Source organism: Paenarthrobacter sp. TA1.8, from assembly GCF_048595705.1.
GTDB lineage: Bacteria > Actinomycetota > Actinomycetes > Actinomycetales > Micrococcaceae > Arthrobacter > Arthrobacter nitroguajacolicus.
In genome coordinates this window covers 2,830,237-2,851,533 of record NZ_CP184287.1, presented here as the reverse complement: position 1 = coordinate 2,851,533, position 21,297 = coordinate 2,830,237, and the positions used below count along the sequence as shown (strand labels likewise).

General features: G+C 66.1%; 19 protein-coding genes. 11 read left to right on the top strand and 8 right to left on the bottom strand.

All coding sequences use genetic code 11. From position 1 onward, the window contains the following. Nucleotides 1-70: 70 nt before the first annotated feature. The 10 genes from ACNAOT_RS13165 to ACNAOT_RS13120 all read left to right on the top strand — a co-directional run bounded on the left by ACNAOT_RS13165 (nucleotide 71) and on the right by ACNAOT_RS13120 (nucleotide 5,181). Nucleotides 71-691, top strand: coding sequence for a hypothetical protein (locus ACNAOT_RS13165; protein ID WP_056387450.1), 621 nt, complete (start codon nucleotides 71-73; stop codon nucleotides 689-691). A gap of 62 nt (nucleotides 692-753) precedes the next feature. Next, nucleotides 754-1,695 carry a hypothetical protein gene (locus tag ACNAOT_RS13160; RefSeq protein WP_420178293.1) on the top strand — a complete coding sequence of 314 codons (942 nt, stop codon included), beginning with the start codon at nucleotides 754-756 and terminating at the stop codon, nucleotides 1,693-1,695. Between the two features lie 36 nt (nucleotides 1,696-1,731). After that, nucleotides 1,732-2,433: a hypothetical protein gene (locus tag ACNAOT_RS13155; RefSeq protein WP_056387443.1), complete on the top strand. Its 702-nt coding sequence runs from the start codon at nucleotides 1,732-1,734 to the stop codon at nucleotides 2,431-2,433. 2 nt (nucleotides 2,434-2,435) lie between these two features. Further along, the gene (locus ACNAOT_RS13150) at nucleotides 2,436-2,699 is read left to right on the top strand and encodes a hypothetical protein (RefSeq protein WP_056387441.1); all 264 of its coding nucleotides are present in this window, start codon (nucleotides 2,436-2,438) and stop codon (nucleotides 2,697-2,699) included. Next, nucleotides 2,696-2,980: a hypothetical protein gene (locus tag ACNAOT_RS13145; protein WP_056387438.1), complete on the top strand. Its 285-nt coding sequence runs from the start codon at nucleotides 2,696-2,698 to the stop codon at nucleotides 2,978-2,980. The genes ACNAOT_RS13150 and ACNAOT_RS13145 overlap by 4 nt, the downstream gene beginning before the upstream one ends. 28 nt (nucleotides 2,981-3,008) lie before the next feature. Beyond that, a complete protein-coding gene (locus ACNAOT_RS13140; RefSeq protein ID WP_056387434.1) occupies nucleotides 3,009-3,503 on the top strand; it encodes a hypothetical protein in 495 nt (164 codons plus the stop codon). 157 nt (nucleotides 3,504-3,660) lie between these two features. Further along, the gene (locus ACNAOT_RS13135; RefSeq protein ID WP_056387433.1) at nucleotides 3,661-4,032 is read left to right on the top strand and encodes a hypothetical protein; all 372 of its coding nucleotides are present in this window, start codon (nucleotides 3,661-3,663) and stop codon (nucleotides 4,030-4,032) included. Beyond that, nucleotides 4,025-4,531 carry a hypothetical protein gene (locus ACNAOT_RS13130; RefSeq protein ID WP_056387430.1) on the top strand — a complete coding sequence of 169 codons (507 nt, stop codon included), beginning with the start codon at nucleotides 4,025-4,027 and terminating at the stop codon, nucleotides 4,529-4,531. Before ACNAOT_RS13135 ends, ACNAOT_RS13130 begins: the two co-directional genes overlap by 8 nt. Before the next feature lie 54 nt (nucleotides 4,532-4,585). Continuing rightward, nucleotides 4,586-4,927, top strand: coding sequence for a hypothetical protein (locus ACNAOT_RS13125; RefSeq protein ID WP_142133565.1), 342 nt, complete (start codon nucleotides 4,586-4,588; stop codon nucleotides 4,925-4,927). A gap of 11 nt (nucleotides 4,928-4,938) precedes the next feature. Beyond that, nucleotides 4,939-5,181 (top strand): hypothetical protein, encoded by a 243-nt coding sequence (locus tag ACNAOT_RS13120; protein ID WP_142938892.1) that lies wholly within the window; start codon nucleotides 4,939-4,941, stop codon nucleotides 5,179-5,181. Nucleotides 5,182-5,416: 235 nt separating this feature from the next. Here the strand turns inward: ACNAOT_RS13120 and ACNAOT_RS13115 are convergent, their stop codons facing one another. Together ACNAOT_RS13115 and ACNAOT_RS13110 are read right to left on the bottom strand one after the other, a co-directional pair. Beyond that, a complete protein-coding gene (locus ACNAOT_RS13115; RefSeq protein WP_420178292.1) occupies nucleotides 5,417-6,031 on the bottom strand; it encodes a hypothetical protein in 615 nt (204 codons plus the stop codon). A gap of 28 nt (nucleotides 6,032-6,059) precedes the next feature. Further along, nucleotides 6,060-7,121 carry an ATP-dependent DNA ligase gene (locus ACNAOT_RS13110; protein ID WP_420178291.1) on the bottom strand — a complete coding sequence of 354 codons (1,062 nt, stop codon included), beginning with the start codon at nucleotides 7,119-7,121 and terminating at the stop codon, nucleotides 6,060-6,062. Nucleotides 7,122-7,232: 111 nt separating this feature from the next. On the opposite strand from ACNAOT_RS13110, the gene ACNAOT_RS13105 reads away from it, so the two are divergent. Then, nucleotides 7,233-7,682, top strand: a complete 450-nt coding sequence (locus tag ACNAOT_RS13105) for a hypothetical protein (RefSeq protein WP_160141485.1) — start codon at nucleotides 7,233-7,235, stop codon at nucleotides 7,680-7,682. On the opposite strand, the gene ACNAOT_RS13100 is transcribed toward ACNAOT_RS13105, so the two are convergent. From ACNAOT_RS13100 to ACNAOT_RS13075, 6 genes are all read right to left on the bottom strand, one after another. Next, nucleotides 7,617-8,675, bottom strand: a complete 1,059-nt coding sequence (locus ACNAOT_RS13100) for a hypothetical protein (RefSeq protein ID WP_056387415.1) — start codon at nucleotides 8,673-8,675, stop codon at nucleotides 7,617-7,619. The genes ACNAOT_RS13105 and ACNAOT_RS13100 overlap by 66 nt on opposite strands. A gap of 144 nt (nucleotides 8,676-8,819) precedes the next feature. Beyond that, nucleotides 8,820-9,191, bottom strand: coding sequence for an HU family DNA-binding protein (locus ACNAOT_RS13095; RefSeq protein WP_056388141.1), 372 nt, complete (start codon nucleotides 9,189-9,191; stop codon nucleotides 8,820-8,822). A gap of 109 nt (nucleotides 9,192-9,300) precedes the next feature. Next, nucleotides 9,301-9,666: a hypothetical protein gene (locus ACNAOT_RS13090; protein WP_056387413.1), complete on the bottom strand. Its 366-nt coding sequence runs from the start codon at nucleotides 9,664-9,666 to the stop codon at nucleotides 9,301-9,303. Between the two features lie 30 nt (nucleotides 9,667-9,696). After that, on the bottom strand, nucleotides 9,697-11,451 hold the full coding sequence (locus ACNAOT_RS13085) for a hypothetical protein (RefSeq protein WP_420178290.1): 1,755 nt from the start codon (nucleotides 11,449-11,451) through the stop codon (nucleotides 9,697-9,699). 1 nt (nucleotide 11,452) lies between these two features. After that, complete coding sequence (locus ACNAOT_RS13080) at nucleotides 11,453-17,014, bottom strand: hypothetical protein (RefSeq protein ID WP_056387406.1); 5,562 nt, start codon at nucleotides 17,012-17,014, stop codon at nucleotides 11,453-11,455. A 166-nt stretch (nucleotides 17,015-17,180) separates the two neighbouring features. Then, complete coding sequence (locus tag ACNAOT_RS13075) at nucleotides 17,181-21,275, bottom strand: type IV secretory system conjugative DNA transfer family protein (protein WP_056387403.1); 4,095 nt, start codon at nucleotides 21,273-21,275, stop codon at nucleotides 17,181-17,183. Nucleotides 21,276-21,297 lie beyond the last annotated feature (22 nt).

Sequence of the window (21,297 nt, the reverse complement as noted above, 5' to 3'; positions counted from 1 at the left end):
GGTCGGAGCGCCCGCGCCTCCTGCTTCCCATCCTATAAACACAGCCAATGCAGCTTCGAAGGAGCACGCCATGACCGCCACTGGAATCCAGGCCGGCTCAGAGGAGCTCGTGCCGGGCCCCGACAGTGCCTACGACCTGGTCATCTGCCACGACGACCGGATCGTCTTCCACAACCACTACCCCTCGCCAGCATTCCGGCTGCGCATGTGCGCGCAGCTGCTGACCGCCTCGGACGTCGTCCTGGGCGCAATCGACGCCTCCGCCGCGAACGAAGTGCACGAGCTGTACCAGTCCAGCTCCGGGCAGTGGGAGAGCGCCCCGGACAGCGTGGTCAACGCCATCGCCAAGCTCTGCCGCCGATGGGGCGTCCAGGTCTACGTGAGCACAACCCGCAAGAAGACCGAGGTTCCCGCCGCGCTCTATTCGGTGATCACCGAGTACGGCCCCGGACAGACCATCGCCGAGCACTTCACCTCCAGAGAGGCCCGCCGGGCCAGCCTCATCGAGCGTGCCGACATGTTCTTCAGCTCCCGCGGCAGCATCCCCGAGCGGGTGCTGGCCGACGAGCAGCGCCTCGCCGCGCTCGTGGGTGCGTTCCTCATGCCCGCCACCGTGCTCCTCACCGAGGCCGTGCTCGACGAGGCCGACGGCCACTACAAGCCCTCCGGCCGGCCACTGCCGATCCTCTGAGCACCGCCCGAGCGGACGGCCCCGACCACAACCCTGACCAGCAGACCCGGAAGGGACCCGCCATGTCCGCACCTGACACCGTCAAGCCCGAGAACCCGTACGCCCGTACGTACGCCGACTTTCTCGTCCAGACCCGGGAGCACGTCCTCGTCGTTCTGCACGACGAGGATCTCTACCGCCACTTCAGGATCCAGGCCCCAGGGACCCGCATGTGGTCCTGGGACGTCACCACCTGGCCCGGCCACCTGGCCACCAGCGGCGACATCGCCGACGGCTACATGTTCACCCGAGAACCAGACATGATCGGGTTCTTCGCGTCGGCCGGCAAGAGCGAGGGCTACTACTCCGACGGTGCGCCAAGCATCGACTTCCGCTACTGGGCCGAGAAGCTCTGCGGCGGCCGCTCCCGCGAAGTAAAGCAGTACGACCCGGATCTCTTCATCCAGCTGGTGCGGGAGCACCTCGAAGAAAGCGAGGGACTCGGCACCGAGGCCCAGGAGGTCCACCATCAGCAGTTGGCGCTGCTGGCGCGCCTGCACGAACTGCGCGGCCTTGACGGGGACGCACAGTTGGCGCTCTTCGAGGCCCACTGGACCGCCCAGGAGCACCGAGCGGCCACCGACACCGTGCTGAACCACGAGCGCCGGAACGCGGCCGCTGCGGCGCGTGCTGCCCTCTGGAGCACCGACGGCATCCCCGACGAGAAGTTCGACCGGCTCACAGAGGAACACAACTGGATGGAGATCGCCGACATCGAGGTCCCACGACATTCCCCTGCCGAGCGGCGCATGGAAATCATCGAAGACGCCCGCTGGCACGCCGACAGCGAGTCGGAGGCCCACAAATGGCTGGCTGAGCACGAGGACACCGTCGGCTCCGACACCTGGGAGTGGGACCTGCGCGACTGGGACATCCACTTCCTGTTCACCTGCTACTGCGTCGACCTGGCTGTGCGCCTCTACCGCGAGCACGCCGCCGCGAAGACACAGCAATCCGCCGCCTGAGCCGACCCCACCCACATCCCGACCCAAGGAGAACCCATGAGCGCCGATATGCTCACCGCGGCCATCGCCGTCCCGGCCAACCGCACCAAGCCGATCGACTTCGAACGCGGCCGCCTGATGGTCGAGGAGACCGCGGACCCTGAATCGTTCCGGTTCGACGACCCCGAGTCCCAGCTCGAGGAGCTGGTCGAGGACTTCGACCCCGACATGCACCTGGACGCCGAGGGCGAGCCGACCCCGGAGGTCATCAAGCGCGTCGGCCGCAGGATCATCGACGAGCTCGAAGAGGTGCTGGACTCCAGCGAGACGGACACCATCGAGGTCGCCGGCTACCGGCTGTACCTCTCCGGCGGACTCTCCTCGGGCGATTCCCCCACCGACGCCGCCGACGCGATCTGGCACGCCCACCACCTGCCGGTGACCGTCCTGCTTGCCATGGGATTCATCCCCGACTGCCGCAGGCCGCTGTCCCGGACCAACGGCAACCCCGGACCTGTGACCGACACCGACATCGTCGACGCCAATGCCCTCGGCCTCGGCACCAAGCCGGAGTGGTCCGGTGCCGACGAACTGGAGTGGATCGCCAACGCGATCGGCTCCGTCCGGCCGCACCCGGGAGACCGGGACCCTGCCGAGTACCACGCGGAGTTCACGGAGCAGCACGGCTTCGATCCGGTCGACGACAACTTTCTCATCGGCTATGTCAGCCAGTACGACAACCAGGAAGGCGGGGACTGACCTTGGCCAGTGGTGTTTTCATCCTCTGCGCGTGCTGCGCCCTCAAGCTCGCGAACGACGACGAGTCGGCCTGCCGCGACTACCACGGCCACGACCACGCTCCGCTGCAGGTGCCGGCTGGCACCGCGATCACCCAGGGTCCCCACGAATGGGCCGGCTCTCTCGAACTGACCTGCCATGGCCATGAAGACGGGACCATCCAGCCCCTCGGGGAGTACTGGGTGGCCCAGCCCGGTCCCGCACCGGCCGAAGAAGGAGTGCGATGAGCAGCCGGACACCAGTGCCCGATGCCCTCTTCGACGCCGATCTCTGCCAGCCTCTCGGCCGCGAGGACTGGGTTGACCGCTTCGACTGGATGATCATCGACAGGCGCGTCGTGCACGCGCCTGTCACCTGGACATGGACGTGTCCCACATGCGGAGAGTCCGGGGTCATGCCCGATGGTCCCGACCCGCTGGCAGTCCCGCACGGGCCACAGCATGCTGCAGGACTTTTCGGGACGATCGTCCCGCTCGACGTCGAGGCCGAGCGTCCGTCCACTGAATAGCCTCACCGCCCGGAAGGAGGGACCCACCATGACAGAAATCAGCACTGCCACGACCGCGGTCCTCTCGCCGGCCGTGATCGTCGACATCGACGGGACAGTCGCCACGCACACACTTCCCGACGGACGCTTCATCAGGGGACACCACGAGTACCGGCTCGTCCCCTGGGACCTGCCCAACCCGCCAGTGATCGAAACCGTGCGCGCCCTGTACGCTGCCGGACTTGAGATCGTGTTCTGCTCCGGCAGGCCGGTCCTGGACGACAACGGCTGGGACGTCGGCCGCGCGACCTACGCCTGGCTCATCGAACATGTGGGGGAGTGGACCGCCAGCTGCCCTCTGTTCATGCGCGGACAGGGCGACCGCCGGCCGGACGACATCGTCAAGCCCGAGATCTACGAGGCCTTCATCCGCGGGCGGTGGGACGTCCGGCTCGCGCTGGATGACCGGCCCAGGGTGATCCGCGCCTGGCAGGCCCTCGGCGTGCCGGTGTTCGACGTCCAGCCCGGCTCGGGCGAGTTCTGATGCATGGCCCGCGCCCTCGACCCGCAGTGGGCCGCAGGGCGCGGGCCTGCTTCTCTTCAACTGCCCCGCTACGCCATTCCCCAGCGACTCAGTGTCCATCAGGAATGGTGGGATATGAGGCACTGGCATCCCAGTCGACCACGAATAGACTGGAACCATGACTGACGACAAGACCCCCCAGGCCCCGCGCGAGGGCTCCCTGCCGAAGTTCTCCGTGAACGTCGCCCCGACCCAGAAGATTACCGCCGCCGACCTGGGCACCCTGCTCGAGCGCTTCCGCGCCGGGGATGCCGAGCCCCTGATCTTCGGTGACGGGAACGTCCCCGAGGCCGCCGTAATCCCGTTCGCCGACTTCGTCGACCTGCTCCGGCGGGTCCATGCCGACGAGACTGCCTTCCAGGCCGAGCTCTCCCGCCGCATCCGTGCCTCCGACGCCTCCGAGGAGCCCGGCCTGACCCTCGATGAGCTCGGCGATGAGCTGGGCGAGCCTGCCCGGTCAATGATCCGCAAGGTGCTCGACGATGACTGAGGGGCTGCGGATCAAGGTCCATCTCAGCCCCGGGGCCCGCCAGGACATCGAACGGCTCAACCAGCGCGCCCTGAAGAATCCGCACAGCCGGGACGAGGCGCTCCTTGAGGCCACCATCGTCATGCTCCACCGGCTCAACGGCCGCCGCCACCCGACTAAGCCGCTGGACTACGACTCCCGCTTTGCCGACCTCTCCGACTGCGACACAACCTACGTCGGTGCGGACCCCCATGAGAAGCCGCCGCTGCGCATCGTCTCACGCGACGTCAGGCCCGAGCCGCCCGGCGGCATCACCCGGCGCGAGATCGTCGCCATCGGCGCACGCCGCGACAGCGAGGTCTACCGGACAGCCGGCCAGCGCCTCGGGCGGCCCGTCGGGGTCACCCTCGACCAGCTCGCCGCCCAGCGCCGCGCATCCGCGGCGAAGAATCATGCCCCGCAGGCGGGCAGGGGGCTCGACACACCCGCACCAGTCGGTGCAGACCTCGAGTTCGACTGACCATTGGGCCTCGTTTCTGTTCGTCATTCAGCCTTTCTCATAGAATGGACATGAATGATGATTCGATGGAGACGGGATGAAGTGATGCACGACTACGACACGGACCACCAGACCTGGGATCCGGCAGTCGCGGAACCACGCCGGGGGATGAGCCCGCGGGCGCAGCTGACAATCCGCCGGAGCCTTGCCCTGGCGATCGCCCTGGGAATGGCCTACGGCATCTTCCATGTGGTCTTCCGCACCGATGTTCTTGCGCCGGTGCTCGCGTACGCCGAACCCGTCAAAGAGGGGATCACATGGGTGATCGAGGATCCGAAGCGGGCCTGGCTGGCCTTCGCCGTGCTCGTCATCCCGCACATCGGGCTCTACTACCTGCTGTTCGAGGACCGGAAATGAGGGGACTGGCCATGCTCAGGAACACCAGAACGATCGTGGGGCTGTGCGCGCTCAGCGGAGTCTCGGTCACCGCCGTCATCGGCTGGGCTACCGGCTTCTTCGCCTGGGCCGTGGGCTCCGTCCGTAGCCTGTGGGATGGCTTCATCGCCTTCCTCAACTCGCCGTTCAGCTGGGAGCACCTCGCCGCCGGCGCGGGCGTGCTGCTCATCCCGATCATCATCATTGTCGTGATCTTCGCCATCGCGGATAACTGAGTCGCGCGGCATCTTTTGCAGTACCCGCTCCGGCCGCCGATTCTTGCTTCAGCGGGTACAAATTGGCTGCTTAGGCCCGCGACAGCTCGGAATGCCGCTCGAGGCTGTACCGGATCAAATCCATAGCCGGGGTAAGGGCCCAGACAAGCAGCCTCATGGTCGGCCGGTTTTCCTTGGCGATGACATCATCCGGCAGAGAAGTTGACTGCGCCGGCTTCAGCACGGCATCCGCGGCTCAGCGCCTGCCGTGGGCAAAACCCGAGCACAGCTGCCATACGGACAAGGCGGACGTCCTGGGCACCAGGTCGCGGACCTGCGTGAGTATGTGCGTGCTGCTGGGGAGAATCAACTTTCCAGCGGCCCCGGAGGCATCGAGAATAGCCTGCAGTTGCGCCTTGTCGCTGTCGAAGTCCGGAAGCGTTCCCTGAAGATTCGGATGGCGACGTGCCAGTTCGCTGTACGCAGTCTCGCGGTCTTTGGCTACCTTCAGCGACAGAGACAGCGAACGAACTATCCTGGTCGCCTGTTCTTCTGGCGCTGAAATCCAGGCGGCCTGTGCGGCGCACTCAATGGCTGCCCTGACCAGCGAGAACGGGGCAAGAGTATGTGATGCTCCGGCACCAAGCATGATGCTGTCCAGCGCGTGCAAATGATCGATCGCGCTGACTACCGCATTGGCGATGTTGTGCGACGCCTGGTGGGGTTTGATGAGCCCATCGTCCTGCGCCAGACGGCTTCCGGCTTCCGGGATCCATGCCTCGTGGGAATCCCGGAAGCCCAGCCAGGTCCTCAGCTCCTGAAAATACGAGTCGGCAATCTCGAACTCTTCAGGTTCATCTTCTCGTCGCATGACTCCATTCTTCACATGGCTACATTCTTTATCGCCAGGCACGCTGGAAGCCTTCCGGGAGGGATACTTCCGTCGGCGACAACTCAGGCCTGACCCGCATGAGGCGGACTGAATGCCGGAATGCCTGACCCGACCAGGCTATGTCGGCCGAGACTTCAACCACCAACGGCTCCACCAAAGTCAAGCGAGTGGTGCCGCCCTCCTTGGTGAAGCGGTCCAGCACCCGTTCGCTGATTTCCTCCGGCCATGGATGCCTTCCCCGGGGAGGACGAAGATATGTGGCCAGATCCCTTCCCGCACGAGCCGTCAAGGACGTGGACCGGCCGACAATCCGCAGCCGTCCGTGTACCGGCAAACCCACCACCGCTGCCCGCGGGTGCGCCATGGGACCTATGACCGCCGCAAGAACCACATCAAGGGCGCTTCTGCTCTTGACCTTCAGCCAGATTCGCCGGGGCTCGTACGTCTGCCCTTCACCCTTGATCACAATTCCTTCCACGCCCGTGGCGGTCATGTCACTGAACCACGTGGCCGCCAGGGCCTGGTCGCTGGTCACCGGTGACAGATGCAGTGGCGGAACCCACCCGCGCGCCAGCTCCTCGAGCAGAGCCCGGCGGTCCCGGAATTGAAGCCCGCGGGTATCCTGCCCCGCCACTGCCAGGACGTCGAAGGCGATCAGCGAGGCAGGGCTTTTCATCACGAGCTCCGCAAGAGCCGCCTTTGAGCTCACCAGGCGCATCTGCAGCGCATCGAAATCCAGCCGCCCTTCGGACCACACCACAACTTCGCCATCGACAACACAGCCCGGAGGGATCTGCTCACGCACGGAAGCCAACACGTCCGGAAAGTACCTGCTCAGATCCTTGCCCTGTCTGCTGTAGAGCCACGCCCCATCCGAACCGACCAGGCACACTGCCCGGAAACCGTCGAACTTCATCTCAAAGACTGAGCCGCCGGACAGTGCGTCACCGCGTGGTATCGACTCCACGGCCTTGGCCAAAGCAAGGGCAACAGGAGGATGCAGGGCGGCCGGCAAACCTTCGAACATCGTGGGCACAGCGTAAGCCCAGCGAAGCAGGGGTGGAAACAAGGCTTCCTCCCGGCTGGATACAGCACCAAGCACCGGGAAGCGTCACAGCAAAGCTGTGACCGGGTCCTTCTTCGATCAGGGAAACCAACCACATTCGAAACAGGAGTCGTCATGTCCACTGAAGCTGTTACAAACCCCGCTGGGTCTGCCGGGACTGCCGGTGGCCGGCGCTACAAGGAACCCACCTCACAGCAGATTGAAGATGCCGCGGCCCTGATGTTCCTGGCGGCGACAAGGAAAGCTCTGCGGGACCAGCAGCACATCTGGGATGTCGAACTGGAGTTGGAACTCACCTACACCGTGCACAACCAGCGCAGGTACTGCGTGCACGCCAGCACCCGTACAGGTGAAAGCCTCACGGGCCCACACGGTGTTCTCGTGCATCCGGCCAACGGAACTGCGGAAACGGCTGCCTGGAGCATTGCCGCCGAGGTTCGCAATGCAACGGCAAAACGTCGGCAAAGGCGGCCATCAAGATTGCGTGACTACTGGCCTTTACCGGGGCGGGGCTTCCGAGGACCTTCCTGGCGTGGCTTGTGTTTTGTCTTTGCCGATCTTTAGCCAGAACCAACCGACATACCAAAGAATCGCCACCAGTCCGATGACAAAGCTGCCAAGCAGCAGAATCTTGGACACGACGTCCAGGCCCTTGGGCTCAAAGGCCATCATGATCAACGGTACGAGGATTCCCAGCGAGAGGAGGCCCAGCATCCACATGGCCGCAGCCACACCCACAGGCTTGCCGACGCGGGCCAGCTCTTCATCCAAGCGGTCCCGCTCGGCCACAGCCGCCCGGAGTTGCGTCCGCAGATCTGCCTCAGCCTTGATTTCCTCGTCCTGCCGTCGCAGGCTTGCCGCGTGTGCCGCATCTGAAATGATCCCCGGTCGAAGTACCGAAGATAAATCCGCATAGCTGCTCGGTCCAAACATCGCCAGACCCGCCGGAGAGGGAAGGCTGCGTCGCCGATGCTTGAAGGCCTGTTCGTAAATATCCTGATCGGCGTCAGCAATCACCAGACCCCGCTCGACAAGAGCTTCAAGCTCCAACGCCTTGGTGTCACCCTTCCTGAGCTTCCCGTTGATAGCCTTCACCGCGTCCTGCACGCGTTGCCGAAGCGAAAGCGCATACGGTTTGAGCTCATCCACTGCCGTTCCCCCTAGCAAGCGGCCTTGGATCAAGGAGTCGAGATCCAAAGCCGGATCTTCGAGTATTTTCTCCACTGCTTCTTCGTAGAGATAGCTCTTTGCCCTGTTCAATCGCGTCTGATGGGCCTGGTCCAGGTCCGACTCAATGTGCTGAATACGGCCGGTGGCTGCTTCCACTAACCTCCTGATACCCTCGCGTTCGCTGGAGATCGCGACAAGCCGGCTGACCAGGAAACCACCAATGATGGCGACCAGAACGGCCGACGCCTGGCTGAGGGCGGACAACAAAGTGCTCGGGTCCCAGTCCTTTTCCGCCGACCTGACAATCACACTGAATGGATCGCATTGCACCACTGACTGGAGCAATGGCACATGGGAGGTACAGGTGAGGAATTCAGACGAGATCACCGAGCGATCATAAGCGACCCCTGACGATGCGCCGTGCACAGGGACCGGTCTTGGCACCTGCAGCCCCTTACGGACAGAAGAACCCCGGTGATGCTTCCGCATCGCCGGGGTTCTTCTTTTTTTCTGTCAGCAGCTGCCCGTCGTCTATCCCGCCACCCGGGCAAGGACCTCCTCAGCCTCGTCAAATTCATCGATCAGCCTCAAGGTCTCCTGGCCGCCCAGGTCAGTGTCCGGATCGAGCCGTCGATTGATGCTGCGTGACGCTGAGAACTTCAGCACCGAGTAGTCATCCACGTCCTTCTTGCCGAACCGGACCTTGTGGCCTTTGTGCGTCTGCCGGGCGAAGCGGCCAAAGCCGGTGAGCACGACGGTGTCTCCACGGCGCACGGCGTCGGTGAGCTCCGCGATGAGCGACTCGTACACCTCACTCACCACCCTTATCGGCTGTCCGCTGCGGCCGGCCACCTTCGAGATGAATCCACGCTTGCTGATCCGCGGATGAACCGTCGTCTTCATGCCCACACCTTTGTCCTATCATCCCTCGTCGTCCGCTTCCTGCTTGAAAACCAGTTTATCCGACAGGCCTGTCGAAAAGCGATCCACAGACCTGTCGGTATTCATTCAACTAAAGCTCGAAATCCGGATCAATGGACTGGCGGTCGTCCTTGTACTCGTAGTCAACTGACTCAATAATCGACCGAGTCTTCGGATCGCGCCGTGTGCTGACGATCTTGTCGTGGGACTCGTCGAACCGCTGCTGGTCGGCGATCCGGTGGGCCGCGTTGAGCTTGGCGTTGATGTTCTTGTCGCCGAACTCCATCATCGAGCTCACGGAGGACTTCGCACCCTGCTTGGTTACGTTGACGTTCTTCTTGTTCTGCGCACGCTGCTGCTCCCAGCGACCGCGGTCCTCGGACGTGACGTACCCGAACATCTGGGCGAGCCGGGAACCGTACCGCTCCTGCTGCTCTACCTGCTGGTCGTCGCTCATGGTCCTGTCTCCTTCTCGTTCGTTTCCGGACTATGCCGGCTGGTAGTCCTCGGCTCCGCGGTCGCGGCTCCACTGGCCCTCCGGCCCCGGCCGGGCCGAGGGGCCGGGCCCCTGTCGGAAGGGCTGGGGCCGCGTGCGCTGCGCCGCCAGGAAAGTAGCGGGATCGTCGACCGCGGCCCGCATCGTGTCCTGCCAGTCCTCGCCGAGGGCCAGCTTGAGCTCGTGCTCAAAATCCGGGTCCTCCTTGTTCAGCTCCTCGATGGCGTCCACGTAGGCGTTCGAGTAGACACGCTGCTGCTCCTCGTCCGAGAGACCATCGATCTCCATGCTTGCGAGCATGCTCTCGGACTGGTCGAGGCGCTGCTGGAGGTCCTCGGGCAGCCCGCGGGTGTCCAGGCCCTGCTTCTTGGCCGCGAAACCGATCATGTAGCCCATGACACTGCCGCCGAGGGCCTGTCCGTCGCCACGCTGGACGCCGTCCAGCATCGCCGCCTTCATGGTTTCCGCCAGCTGCACCTGGTGCTCGTCCGGCTCCATCGGCAGGCGCAGCGTGAACATGCCCTCGTCGGGGATCCGCCGGCCCAGGTGGTCGTCGAACTCCCCGGTCCAGACCTCGCGTACCCTGTCGGTGCCCGGGAGGCGGGCCTCGTGCGGCGGGGCCTTGACGATGCGGCCGTGCGCGACGCCGTTGAACATCAGGCGCAGCTCCGGCTCGGACTCCATCCGCTCGCCGATGATCGTCCGGGCGCGCTTGACCACCTCGGCACGGTCGAGCCCGTCGTCCTCCATCTGCTGGCGCAGGCGCTTGCGCAGGGCCTTGTAGCTGGCGTTGATCTGCTTCGCGTCCTGCTCGGGGTCACGCATCTTCCAGAAGGCGTTCTCCATGAGTGCGACCTCGGTCATGGCCGCCGACTCGGGAGTAAACAACTCACGGTTGCCCCGCTCGCGGCGCTCCAGGTCCTCCAGGCGGGTACGCCAGCGCCGGGAAAGGAAGTCGTCCCTGCTGGTGCCCCACCGCCCGCCCGACTTCCCGGACTGCTTCCCGCCGTCGTCGCCGGAGGCCTCCTGCGCCTCCGGCGCGCCCCCGAACAGATCTCCGACCAGGGCCGCCTGGCGCTCGGCCCTCTCGCCGATGTGCCGGGTCTTCGCGTCGATCCGGTCCTGGACCTTGTCCTTGAACGGCTGCAGGTAGGAGTCCATCTCCTTCCTGAAGTCAGGAGCGAGCATCCGCATTGCCATCATCATGCCGGCGGCCTGGATGACCGAGTTCGGGTTCACGCCGCGGGTGAGCGGACGCAGGCAGCCCTGCATCATCATCTGCATGTAGACCGCGTGCATCGCGTCGAACTCCTTCGTGCGCTCCCCGTCGTTGAAGCCGGGCACGAGCAGCTTCGAATCGCGCAGCGTCTGCATGTACGCCTCGCCCGCCAGCCGCGTCTCCGCCCGGAGCTTCAGCAGCCGCTCCCGGTCGTCGAGGCCGTCATCGTCGGCCGCAGCGCGCTCCTGGTCGCGTGCACGCTGGCGCTCCCGCTCCTCGGTCCGCTCCCGCGTCGTGGCCCCGAAGAAGCCGCGGGCACGGTCGCGCAGCCGCTCGCGCTGCCCGCGTGAGGTGTCGTGTCCGGCCTGCGTGTCCGGCTCGTCGACAATCTCCGCGTCGATGATGTCCTCCTCCCCGGCGTCCATCCCGTACACAGGATGGACGTGGCCCAAGGGGTCGACAGGCAGTGCCTTGCGCCCCCGGCCCCTGCCGCCCGGACCCATTTCCTGCTCCGTGTCCTGTGTCATGTCAGCCTCCCAGTCCATAGTCGTCGTCATTCTGCTGCTGCCCGGTCTCGTAGCTCGGCGTCCAGGCCGGGCGACGGCCGCCCACGCCGACGGCGTGTGCCGAGCGCCGGCTGGCACCGCGCGCCCTGGCGGCCCCGTCCCCGGTCTGCGCGAGCACGTCACGCTTGAGGACCGAGGCATCCACCGCGGCCTCCGCGGAGTCCAGGCCGTCCAGCCCGTCGAGGCCGTGCGCCGCGAACGCGTCGAGCTCGCGCGCCGCCGCGGCCCGGGCACGGCGGGTGCCCGCTGAGGCGAACTGCTCGTTCTTCTCGCCGTCGAAGACGCTCTCGCGGTTCTTCGCGACCTGCACCAGCGCCTCGAAGTCGCCGCCGTAGGCCATACGGTCCATCACCGTGCCCGCCAGGGACGGGTCCTCCTCGAGGTTGCGCACCAGGCCCGACTTCGGGTCCTCCAGCGCGCGGGCCACACGGGCGACGCAGTCCGGGTTGACCGAAACGTTGAACCCGTCCTTGGCCTCGTAGAACTCGACGAACTGGGCCTCCCACTCCTCGGCCGTGGCCTGGACAGCCTCGCCGTCGGCGAACTCGGGACGCCACTGGCCGGGGCCGGGGTGCTCGAGCTTGCGGCCGCGCCACAGATCGCGCCCGGGACCCTGCAGCATCTCGTACTTGTGCCGTGCCTCCGCAGCGTCGTGCTTGGCCTGCAGGATCGACTGGGTCACCGGATAGGTCACCTCAAGCACCGCCTTCAGGTCAGCGCCACGCAGGGCGCGCACCGCACGCTGGGAGAACGAGCCACCCAGTCCCGTGCCGTGGGCCTTGATCGCCGTGGCGAACATCGAGGCCTCCTGGTCCTCCTGCGTGATGCCCGGCGTGCCCTGCTCGTCGCCGAGGTTGCGGGAGTAGTCCGCGAGCTTTTTCTCGCTGCCCTTGGCCCCGGTCTCGACGCAGACTTCACGCACGCTCTGCAGGTGCGCCTCGCGGCTGCTGAAGGTCAGCGCCGAGCCGAACTCGCCGCGCTGTGCTGAGCGATAGAGATCGCTGAGCTCCTCGACGAGGACCTCGTGGCCGGCGGCAACCTCGTGCGGATCGCTGACGAACCGCAGGCGGTTCGCCTCCCTGACGGCACTCTCAAGGCTCTCCGCCAGCTCCGGGCTCTTGGACATTGCCACCTGGGTGTCCAGCGAGACCTGCATGGCCAGCGGGTGCGAGCCGTCGGCCTTCACCACGCCGGTGTCCAGGAGGTTCGCTCCGACCGAGAGCCTGGCCATCGCCTCGGCCTTGGCGGCTTCGCTGTGCAGCCTCACGACGGCGACCGCGTCACCGTCGAAGTCGCCGTCGAAGCACTGGTCCATCACCGGGTTGATCGCCGCGCCGGTGAGCCGGTCGTCGATCGCCACGCGCATGTAGCGCACGCCGGCGTCGCGCAGGACCGGGTCGCGCCAGACCAGCGCGTGATCGCCTTCGGCCAGGCCCAGCTGCTCGGCCTTGACCGAGCTCAGAGCGATCTGATCGATGTCCAGCCGAGGGTCGGCGGTCCAGACCATCGTGGCCGAGTCCGACAGGCGCGAGCTCATCAGCCCGGTCTTGAAGATGTTGTTCTTGCCGGTCAGCACGCGGTTCTGCACGTCCGTGGTGATCGCCTCGAAGGCACGCTGGGCCCGCGAGACAGACTCGCTCATGCCCCGGCGCACCTCGGCGCGCTTGTCCGGCGACAGGCCGTGGTCATCCAGCTGCTCGGCCATGTACCGGTAGCGGCAGGCTTCGACGAAGACGTCCTGATAGCTGCGCGTGTAGTCGTGCGTGACGGACGTGCCGTCGTCGAACTCCTGGCCGCTGCGCAGGTGCGAAGAGAGCACCGGCAGCTTCCACGAAGTCGCGCTGACCGTCTCGGTCAGCTGACTCGTCGGGTAGGTCAGCGGAAAGGGGATTTCCATGTCGCCGCCACGATCGCCGATCAGGTCGCCGAAGGACTTGCGCATGGCCGTGGTGTTCAGCCCCGGCGTCGCGCCTTCGCTGCGCGGCTGCGTGCGCATCAGCTCCGGCATCGGGATCAGACGGCGCTCGGGCCGCTCGTCGACACTCTCGGCCTGGCCCACGACACGCAGGGTGCCGTCGGCCTCCATGTCCAGTCCCGCCACCAGCAGATACTCGCGCAGGTTCGACTCGGCACCGGAGTTGTGGCCGTAGAACTCGCGCATGATCGCCGGGCAGTCCTGGGACTGCAGCGCCCAGGCCAGCTGCGAGGAGGCCTTGCGCCCCTTGCCGGCGCGCACTTGTTCGTCGTCGTAGATCTTGGTCTTCTCGTCGACAGCCATGTGGGTGACCACGAACCGCATCTCGCCCAACCCTCCGTCGACCGGCCCGGCATCGGGGCCCTGGACGGCCGGGCGGCGGATGTCGCCCACGGCACCACCCATCAGCTCGCGCGCCGATCCGGCGTTGCGGCGGGAGATCAGCGAGAACGGGCTCATCACCACGTCGATGCCCGGGTTCTCCCTGAACCAGGCCACCTCCTGCTCCAGGCCCTGGGCACGCGCCTCGTCCGGGTCCATGTGGCGGTCGACCACCAGAGAGACGACACCCTTGTTGCCGTGCAGATCGCTGATCTTGTCGCCCACGACGAGGTCGCGCAGCTGGCCACCGGCCCCGCGGATGCGGTGCCGCTCGGAGAACTCCGTCGACACCACGATCGGGTCGTCGGCCGTCCAGCCGCCGAAGGTCATCAGAGCGGTGCCGGTCGGCTTCGTCACCTCGGAAGACTGCATGATCGTCGAGGCCGTCATCTGCTGGCGGTCGAACGGGTCATAGCGCAGCGTCTCCAGCTCCGGCCGGCTCATCAGCGGGGCGCGGGAGCCGGTCACGGTCTCCGGGTCACCCGGCTCAATCGTGCCGTCGGGGCGCACGGCGGCGTCCTCGGTGAGGTAGCGCACGATGCCCTGGTTGGTCGCGCCGCCGGTCATCACCGGATCGAAGAAGCCGCCGGGAGCCGTCACATGGTTACGGTCGGTTCCCGTGAGCACCGTCATGTTCCGTCCACCGGTGAGCCGCCAGGCGTCGAAGACGTTGTCGTCGGCCGGGTCGGTGCGATCGCGTTCGGCGCGGTACTCAGCGTAGATCGTCGAGCCCTGCTTGATCTCGTTGGAGTAGCGCACGCGCTTGGCCTCGGTCTCGAGGATCGAGGCCGTCCACTCGTCCAGCCGTGCGGTGGCCTTGCCGGTGGCAGGGTCGACCTCATACGTCGTGGCCCGTTCGATGAAGTCAACCGGGTGCTTGGTGCCGTAGAGCTGCGAGTACACCGCGTTCAGCGAGGCCGGCACGCCGGTCCGGCTGCGGCCGGAGACGAGGTCACCGGCAAGCTGGTACTGGATGCGCTCGTGCATCAGCTGTTCGTAGCCGCGCAGCACCGTGCGCTCCTCGACCGACTTGGGGGCCTCGCCCGGGGTCTGGGCCTTGATCCGCGCCTCGTAGCCGGGGACGATCAGCGCGTTCTCGCCACTGGCGAAGCGCGTGACAATCTCCCCATGGCTGCCGACATCGAAGACCTGGCCGATCTCACCGGAGACCGGCGTGGCCTTGCCGTCACGACGCAGCTTTTCGGCGGTCCAGCTGATGACGCCCTGCGCGTCGACCAGGATCTCACCCGGCGTCGCGGCGTTGCGCTCGATGCTCTCCCGGACGGTCTGACCGATCCGGCGCATGAACTCCGAGGGATGCTCGGCGATGGGGGCGGCGGTGGCCGCATGGAAGGAGACGATCCGGTCCTTGAAGCGGGTCGCCTGGAAGCTGGTACCCATGAGCTCGGTGGGAGGCACCCCGCAGCGGCGCAGCGCCGAGGCGAGGTTGTCCAGGTTAGACCACTGGCCGGTCGGGCTGGTCATGTACTTGGCGACGCGGGCGGGGTCGAAGCGCTGGTCGAGCCACTCACCGTCGATCAGGTGCGGCTCGGCATCCCAGGTGCCGACCAGCTCGAACGGAACGTCATCAGCGTGCGCACGGACCTTGTCGGCGGCCGTGCCACCATAGACGAGGTTGCCCAGGTCCGGAAGCTCACCGGCCTGCAGCTCGCCGATCTCCTCCAGGCGCTCCTGGTACATCTCCTCGGTCGCGCCCGGACGCAGCAGCTCGCTGCGTGCTCCGGTGAGCACGTCCCAGTAAGAGCGCTGGATCGCCGCGACCTCGGGGTCAGAGGCATACTCCGGGGGCTCGATCTCGTCGAGCGCGCCCTCGGTGCGCTGCAGCTCAGACTCCGCGCGCAGGATCAGCTCCTCGACGCCCAGGGCGGCGCGCAGGTTCTCCCGCGCGGTGTCCACGGCCTCGCGACCGTAGGCCTCGGCCGGCTCTGCGTCCACGAAGAAGGTCGGCAGGGAGCGGTTCTTGGCATCCCGGCGCAGCATGACCTTGGACCCGGGGCGCGGGGCGCTCTCACCGGGGACGACATAGTCCGCGACGACGAACATGCTCTCGCGGTCGACGTGATAGCTGTCCGGCACGTCGATGAGGGAGCGGCCGCGGCCATGCTCGGGGTGGCTGGAGCCGACGACGCCAACCACCGTGCCGGGACGGTCCTCGCGTTCGATGGGCAGGCCTTGGGCGAAACGCAGCAGCCGCACGGCGTCCTCGGGAGTCGGGGCGGGCACGGCCATGCCGCCGGGCACCCGGTGATTGGTGCTGTAGCGCAGCACCGTTCCGTTGTCGTAGATGCGCGCCCCGGCGTACTCCTCCTGGCGCGTGTCAGTGAGACGGATCTCCATGCCGGTCCCGGAGATCCGGGCCTTGATCTGTCCGGGCTCACGGTCGCGCAGGACCTCGTAGGCCACGCCCTGGGACTTCAGCTCCTCGAGCAACGCCGCCGAGCGTGCCACCGCCCGCTGGGACATGAAACGGTTGCGGTCAACGCGGCCGGTCTGCGGGTCGCGTCCGCCGTCGATGACCCACTCGCGGACCTGGTCGTACTCCTGGCGGCTCATCTTGTCCATGAGCGCCGTGAGGCCTGCGGCGTCGTCGTTGGTCATGGCACGGCCGGCCTCGTACGGCTTACTGTCCTCGTCGAGCCGCCAGAGCGTCATGTTCCCGCGGCGCGGCTCAGACAAGGACTCCACCTCGCCGCCGGCGTTCTTCACGATCGTCTCGTCGGGAATGTACAGCAGCTCGGTACCTGCGCGCTTCACCGTCGCGCGCTCGGACCAGGCCGGGTCGTAAGGGCTGATCGGCAGCCGCGCCGAACGCGGGTCGATCTCCGCTCCGACGCCCGTGGCACGGGTGAACTCGCGCTGCAGCGTCTGGTAGCGCTCGTTGGCGGGGGAGTGGTCGCCGAACTGCGGCTCGTAGTCCGGGACGCGCTCGGAGAAGGCCGTGTCGATCGCAGTCAGACACGCGGTGACGCCGAGTCCGGGATCAGCCAGGGCGGTTCCGCGCTGGCCGAGGATCTGGTCGACCCGTGCACGGATGGCCTTCGCCTGGGAGATCGGAATGATCTCCCCGCTCTGCTCCCGGGCCTGCTCGACTGCCTTGTAGAAGACGTACTCGTAGAAGTACCGCCTCAGTCCGTGTGCCTTCTTCATTGCTACTCAGCCTCCTGTGGACGCTCGGGGACATAACTATGTATAGATCATACGCAGATGATTCGAATGGAAGCGATAGATGAGTCAGAAGCGAGCCAAAAGACGAATGCCGGGACAGTCGAATTGCATCGACCGTCCCGGCACGGAGCGAATAGACCCGCCGGCACTACCCCCGGGACTTCATCTCAACGGCCATGGCCCGGTCGAAAGCCCCATCGGCCAGGACCTCCCAGCTGGGCAGCGAGGCCAGGTAAGTGTAAAAGGCGGCGTGCACCTTGACCGTGGCCAGCGACCGCAGATCCTCCTCGGTCACGTCCTGCTCGGCGAACACGCGCGAGCCCTCGTCGCTGATCTGGCCGTTGATCCTGCGGGCGGCGTCGGTGTAGGCATCGGAGCGGACCTGGCTGATGTAGGTCTTCGACCCGTCGGCGCTGCGCAGCTCGCCGTCCCCGCCGACTGAGAAGTGCTCGCGGTCCCGCTGCATCTCCACCAGCGCGGTCTTGTACGCCTCACCGATCTCAAGGTCCAGGGCCTTAACCTTCGCCGAGCCGTCGAGATTGATCAGCATCTCCTTGCTGACCGTGCCCTCGGCGTAGACCAGGCGCTTGTGGTCCTTCTGCGTCGCCTGGTGGGCAGCCACGGTCGCGGCCACCTCCACGTCCTCCAGGAACTCCTCGTCGTTGCCCAGCATCATGGCCTCGTAGTCGTCCGGGTCCACGACCACCGGGGCGTTGGGGTCGCCACTCTCGTCGGTGAAAACCATGCGCGTGATGACCTCCATGACCTCGTCCGAGTAGACGTCCGGGTCAAGGCGCTCGATGTCGATGTCCTTGTAGTCGTACGTCTCCTGGTAGAGCGTCTTGGCGTCGGCCGCCCTGACCGCCTGGGCCATGCGCTTGTCGAGCATCTTGACGAAGTCCGGCTGGTTCATGCGCACGTCGAACTCCATCGCGGAGCTGAGCGTGGGGATCGTCTGCAGCGAGTACTCGTGCCCCGGGTGGGTGATCGTGTTGCCGAGCAGCTTGAATGACATCGGCAGGATCGTCTCGTTGCGGTTCCAGACCGGCGCGTCGCCGGCGCGCAGCACGATCGAGTTGCGCGGCGAGAGGAAGGCGAAATCGTTGTACTTGATCAGCGGCTCCTCCTCCGTCGACCAGGTGCGCGAAATCGCTCCGTCCGTCTTCCCGCCGACCACCTTGTCCAAGTTCTGCGTGATCTGCTTCGAGCTGGCGTGGGTACGGTGGGTCTTGCCGCTCATCTTCTCCAGCGTCTCGATCATCGAGTCGTCGGTCGACTTGAGGAAGACGATGTTGCTCGTGTTTCCCTGCACAATCTTGTCGACCGACTCGCCGTAGACGTCGCGCAGCTGCTGCAGCGTCTGCAGGATAAGCGTGAACTGCTGCTCCTGGCCGAGGCCGATGGAGAGCATGGTCTCGAAGCCGGCGATGCCGTTGCCGTCGGACTGCAGGTTGCCGAGCTCGTCGAGCATGAACCGGGTGCGGTAGAGCGGCTTCTGGTTCGACTTGGTCATGTACGACTGGTCAAACGAGACGTCCACCAGCTGCTTGACCAGGATCAGGATCAGCTTGGCGTACTTCATCAGGTGCGGGGGAGTGACGAGAAAGACCGCCTTGGGCGACTCCGAGTACCGCGCCATCGTCTGCGTGATCGCGCGCGCCCGGACCTCGACCTCCTCGGGGTGCCCGCCACCGGAGAAGTCCAGCTTGCGGCTCGGGAAGGTCGTGTCGCCGGGCTGGAACGAGAGGATCTTCCTGTCGCGGGTGCCGCCCTCGCGCACCGGCCGCAGCTCGCGCAGCACGCCGTTCTTCACGATCTTCTTGCCGGTGACCGGCTCGACCACGAAGTGCCGGCCGTTGAGGGAGAGCTGGTAGCTCTTGCGGAAGTGGAAGTAGAAAGTGCGCACGAGCATGCCGCTCTGCGGGTTCTTCAGCTCCAGCTTCAGCCAGGCCTCGTCGCCGGGGAAGATTCCCTTGAAGTTGTAGCGCGCCCAGCCCACGCGGCCGACAATCTCCGAGTGCTCGAAGTCCTTGCCAAGGTTCTGGATGAACATCGGGTCCGCGTACGCCGACCAGCTCGCCATCTGGCCGAGCAGGTGGTCGCGCTTCATGAAGTTCGGCGAGAACCGCACGCCCAGCCGCCGCGGGAAGGACAGGCCCGCCAGGTCAGTGTTCTGGCTCGGCTTACCCGAGGTCAGGGTCGAGATCGTCGGGTCGGTGAAGAAGCTCATGCCCGTGATCGCGATGCCGTAGACCGAGGACATCATCTTCTCCGCACCGGCCATGGCGACCAGGGCGTTGTGGGCGTTGCCGACGAGCGTGCGCATCGAGTTGCGCGGCAGGGCCTGGGTGGCGTTGAAGTAGAGCGTGAGCAGGTCCTGCTCGGCCTTGCCCTCCCACAGGAAATCCTTCTCGGCGACCTTGGCCTGCTCCTCGGCCAGGGCGTCCTCGTCCTCTTCGAACTCGCCGTTCTTGATGCGCTTCTCCAGCTCGGCAGCGGGGTTCTTCCACTTCTTCGAGGTCAGCTGCACGAAGAGCTGGTAGCAGTTGTACAGCGTGACCTTTCCCCACATGTCGTCCAGCCGCTGCTCCAGCGTGCCCGGGTCCATGCCGGTGGCTGCTGCGTACTCGCGCAGCTCACGCTCCTCCTCGAGGTAGTAGTCGATGAGACCGTAGGCGGCCCGTTTGAAGGCGTTGTTCGCCGCGTTCGGCCAGACCGGGTCCTCACCGCCGTCCAGCGGGAAGAAAACCTCGCCGATGTTCTCGATGTAGAGCGCGCACTTGGTCGAGTCGCCCTCGCGGGCGGCGTCGGCGGCCATGCCCAGCGGGTTGTAGATGTCGGTCTTCATCGCGTTGATCAGGTTGAACTGCACCGGCTCGAAGCCGCGCGTGACCAGCGGGATGTAGTTCTTGACGAGCAGCTCGCCCTTGGGGTCGTTGATGACCATGTTCGAGGGCTCCTTCTCCCTCGACCACATGTCGATCATCGGCTCGATGTAGGTCTGGCCCTTGCCCGCCCGGGTGATGGCCAGCACCATCGTGTTCACGGGAGCAGTGTCGACGATGTAGGCACCGGCAGGGCGCTGGACTTCGTACGCCGGGAACTCCCAATCATCAGTGATCAGGTCCGACACCGTACGGTAGGGCCCGAGCTTGTCACGGTTCGCGCCCTGGAGCTTCCCAGGGTCCATCGCCTCTTTGGCCTTGCGCCGGCTCTCCTCGGTCGGCGGGTTGTACGGGATCACCGTTGCGTCATACTTCCGGCGCAGCCGCTTGTCCCGGGGCAGGCCCGAGGCGTCGAAGAGCGCCTCGCCGAACTCCTCGTCGATCAGCGGCAGGGTCTCGACCAGCGGCTCGCCGTCGTCGCCGTCCATGACCTCACCCTTGTAGTAGACGACGTTGCCGTCCTGGTCAATCACGTCGGACTCTGCGCGCCGGGAGACCTTGACCGTGCCCAGCCCCTTCTTGCTGAGCATCATGTGACTGATCATGGAGCTGACCTGCACCCCCGAGTGCGCACCGGCGTCCGGGAACCAGTCGTAGTTCTGCTGGACCTCCTCCGGCAGCGCGATGTGCTGGTCGTTGCGGTGGTCGTTGATGTCCGTGTGGTCGACCGTCGCGTTGTGCTTGGCGACCTGGCGTCCGGTCCAGGTGGAGATCATGATCATGACCAGCGCGCCCGATCCCAGCGTCAGGAAGAGCTTGAACCCGGTGACGGACCCCAGCTGCCCGCCCACGTTCGTCGCCGTGGGCGTGGCCCCCTGGTCAGCCTCCGGGGCGTCCTGGGCGGCGCTGCCTGCGTGGGTCCACCACGCTGGCACCGGGACGTCCTTGAGATCCGGGTAGCACTTCGAGCCGATCTCGGGGTTACCCTTCTCGTTGACGGCGCGGTAGCACGTCATCGGGGCCCCGCCCTGGCCTGTCGTAGTGTCCTCCACGTAGTACGAGTCCGGCTTTCCGCTGCTGTTTCCGCCCAGGCCACCGCCCATCGTCGCCCCGAGCGTGAGCACTGCCGTAGCAATGACCGAGTACAGCACCCACGCCACGATCGCGACCAGCAGGCCGGCGACGCCGGCGAGCGCGAGGCCCGACGTGTTCGACTTCTTGCTCAGCCGCTCGCCGCGGTCCAGCTGCTGGTCTTCATAGACGTCCCGGTTCGTCAGCGTCTCCTCCGGCCGACGCGCCGAGATCTTCTCCCAGCCGCTGGCCTTGGGCCGTGCCGCCCTGCGCTTGCTGCCTGCCATGGTTCTCCCTGCCTGTTTCCGC

Coding starts and splice junctions, on each gene's coding strand:
- ACNAOT_RS13155 (WP_056387443.1), top strand. CDS start 1,732: ATGAGCGCCGATATGCTCACCGCGGCCATCGCCGTCCCGGCCAACCGC.
- ACNAOT_RS13135 (WP_056387433.1), top strand. CDS start 3,661: ATGACTGACGACAAGACCCCCCAGGCCCCGCGCGAGGGCTCCCTGCCG.
- ACNAOT_RS13130 (WP_056387430.1), top strand. CDS start 4,025: ATGACTGAGGGGCTGCGGATCAAGGTCCATCTCAGCCCCGGGGCCCGC.
- ACNAOT_RS13105 (WP_160141485.1), top strand. CDS start 7,233: ATGTCCACTGAAGCTGTTACAAACCCCGCTGGGTCTGCCGGGACTGCC.
- ACNAOT_RS13095 (WP_056388141.1), bottom strand. CDS start 9,191: ATGAAGACGACGGTTCATCCGCGGATCAGCAAGCGTGGATTCATCTCG.
- ACNAOT_RS13140 (WP_056387434.1), top strand. CDS start 3,009: ATGACAGAAATCAGCACTGCCACGACCGCGGTCCTCTCGCCGGCCGTG.
- ACNAOT_RS13165 (WP_056387450.1), top strand. CDS start 71: ATGACCGCCACTGGAATCCAGGCCGGCTCAGAGGAGCTCGTGCCGGGC.
- ACNAOT_RS13145 (WP_056387438.1), top strand. CDS start 2,696: ATGAGCAGCCGGACACCAGTGCCCGATGCCCTCTTCGACGCCGATCTC.
- ACNAOT_RS13085 (WP_420178290.1), bottom strand. CDS start 11,451: ATGACACAGGACACGGAGCAGGAAATGGGTCCGGGCGGCAGGGGCCGG.
- ACNAOT_RS13090 (WP_056387413.1), bottom strand. CDS start 9,666: ATGAGCGACGACCAGCAGGTAGAGCAGCAGGAGCGGTACGGTTCCCGG.
- ACNAOT_RS13120 (WP_142938892.1), top strand. CDS start 4,939: ATGCTCAGGAACACCAGAACGATCGTGGGGCTGTGCGCGCTCAGCGGA.
- ACNAOT_RS13125 (WP_142133565.1), top strand. CDS start 4,586: ATGATGATTCGATGGAGACGGGATGAAGTGATGCACGACTACGACACG.
- ACNAOT_RS13080 (WP_056387406.1), bottom strand. CDS start 17,014: ATGAAGAAGGCACACGGACTGAGGCGGTACTTCTACGAGTACGTCTTC.
- ACNAOT_RS13075 (WP_056387403.1), bottom strand. CDS start 21,275: ATGGCAGGCAGCAAGCGCAGGGCGGCACGGCCCAAGGCCAGCGGCTGG.
- ACNAOT_RS13115 (WP_420178292.1), bottom strand. CDS start 6,031: ATGCGACGAGAAGATGAACCTGAAGAGTTCGAGATTGCCGACTCGTAT.
- ACNAOT_RS13160 (WP_420178293.1), top strand. CDS start 754: ATGTCCGCACCTGACACCGTCAAGCCCGAGAACCCGTACGCCCGTACG.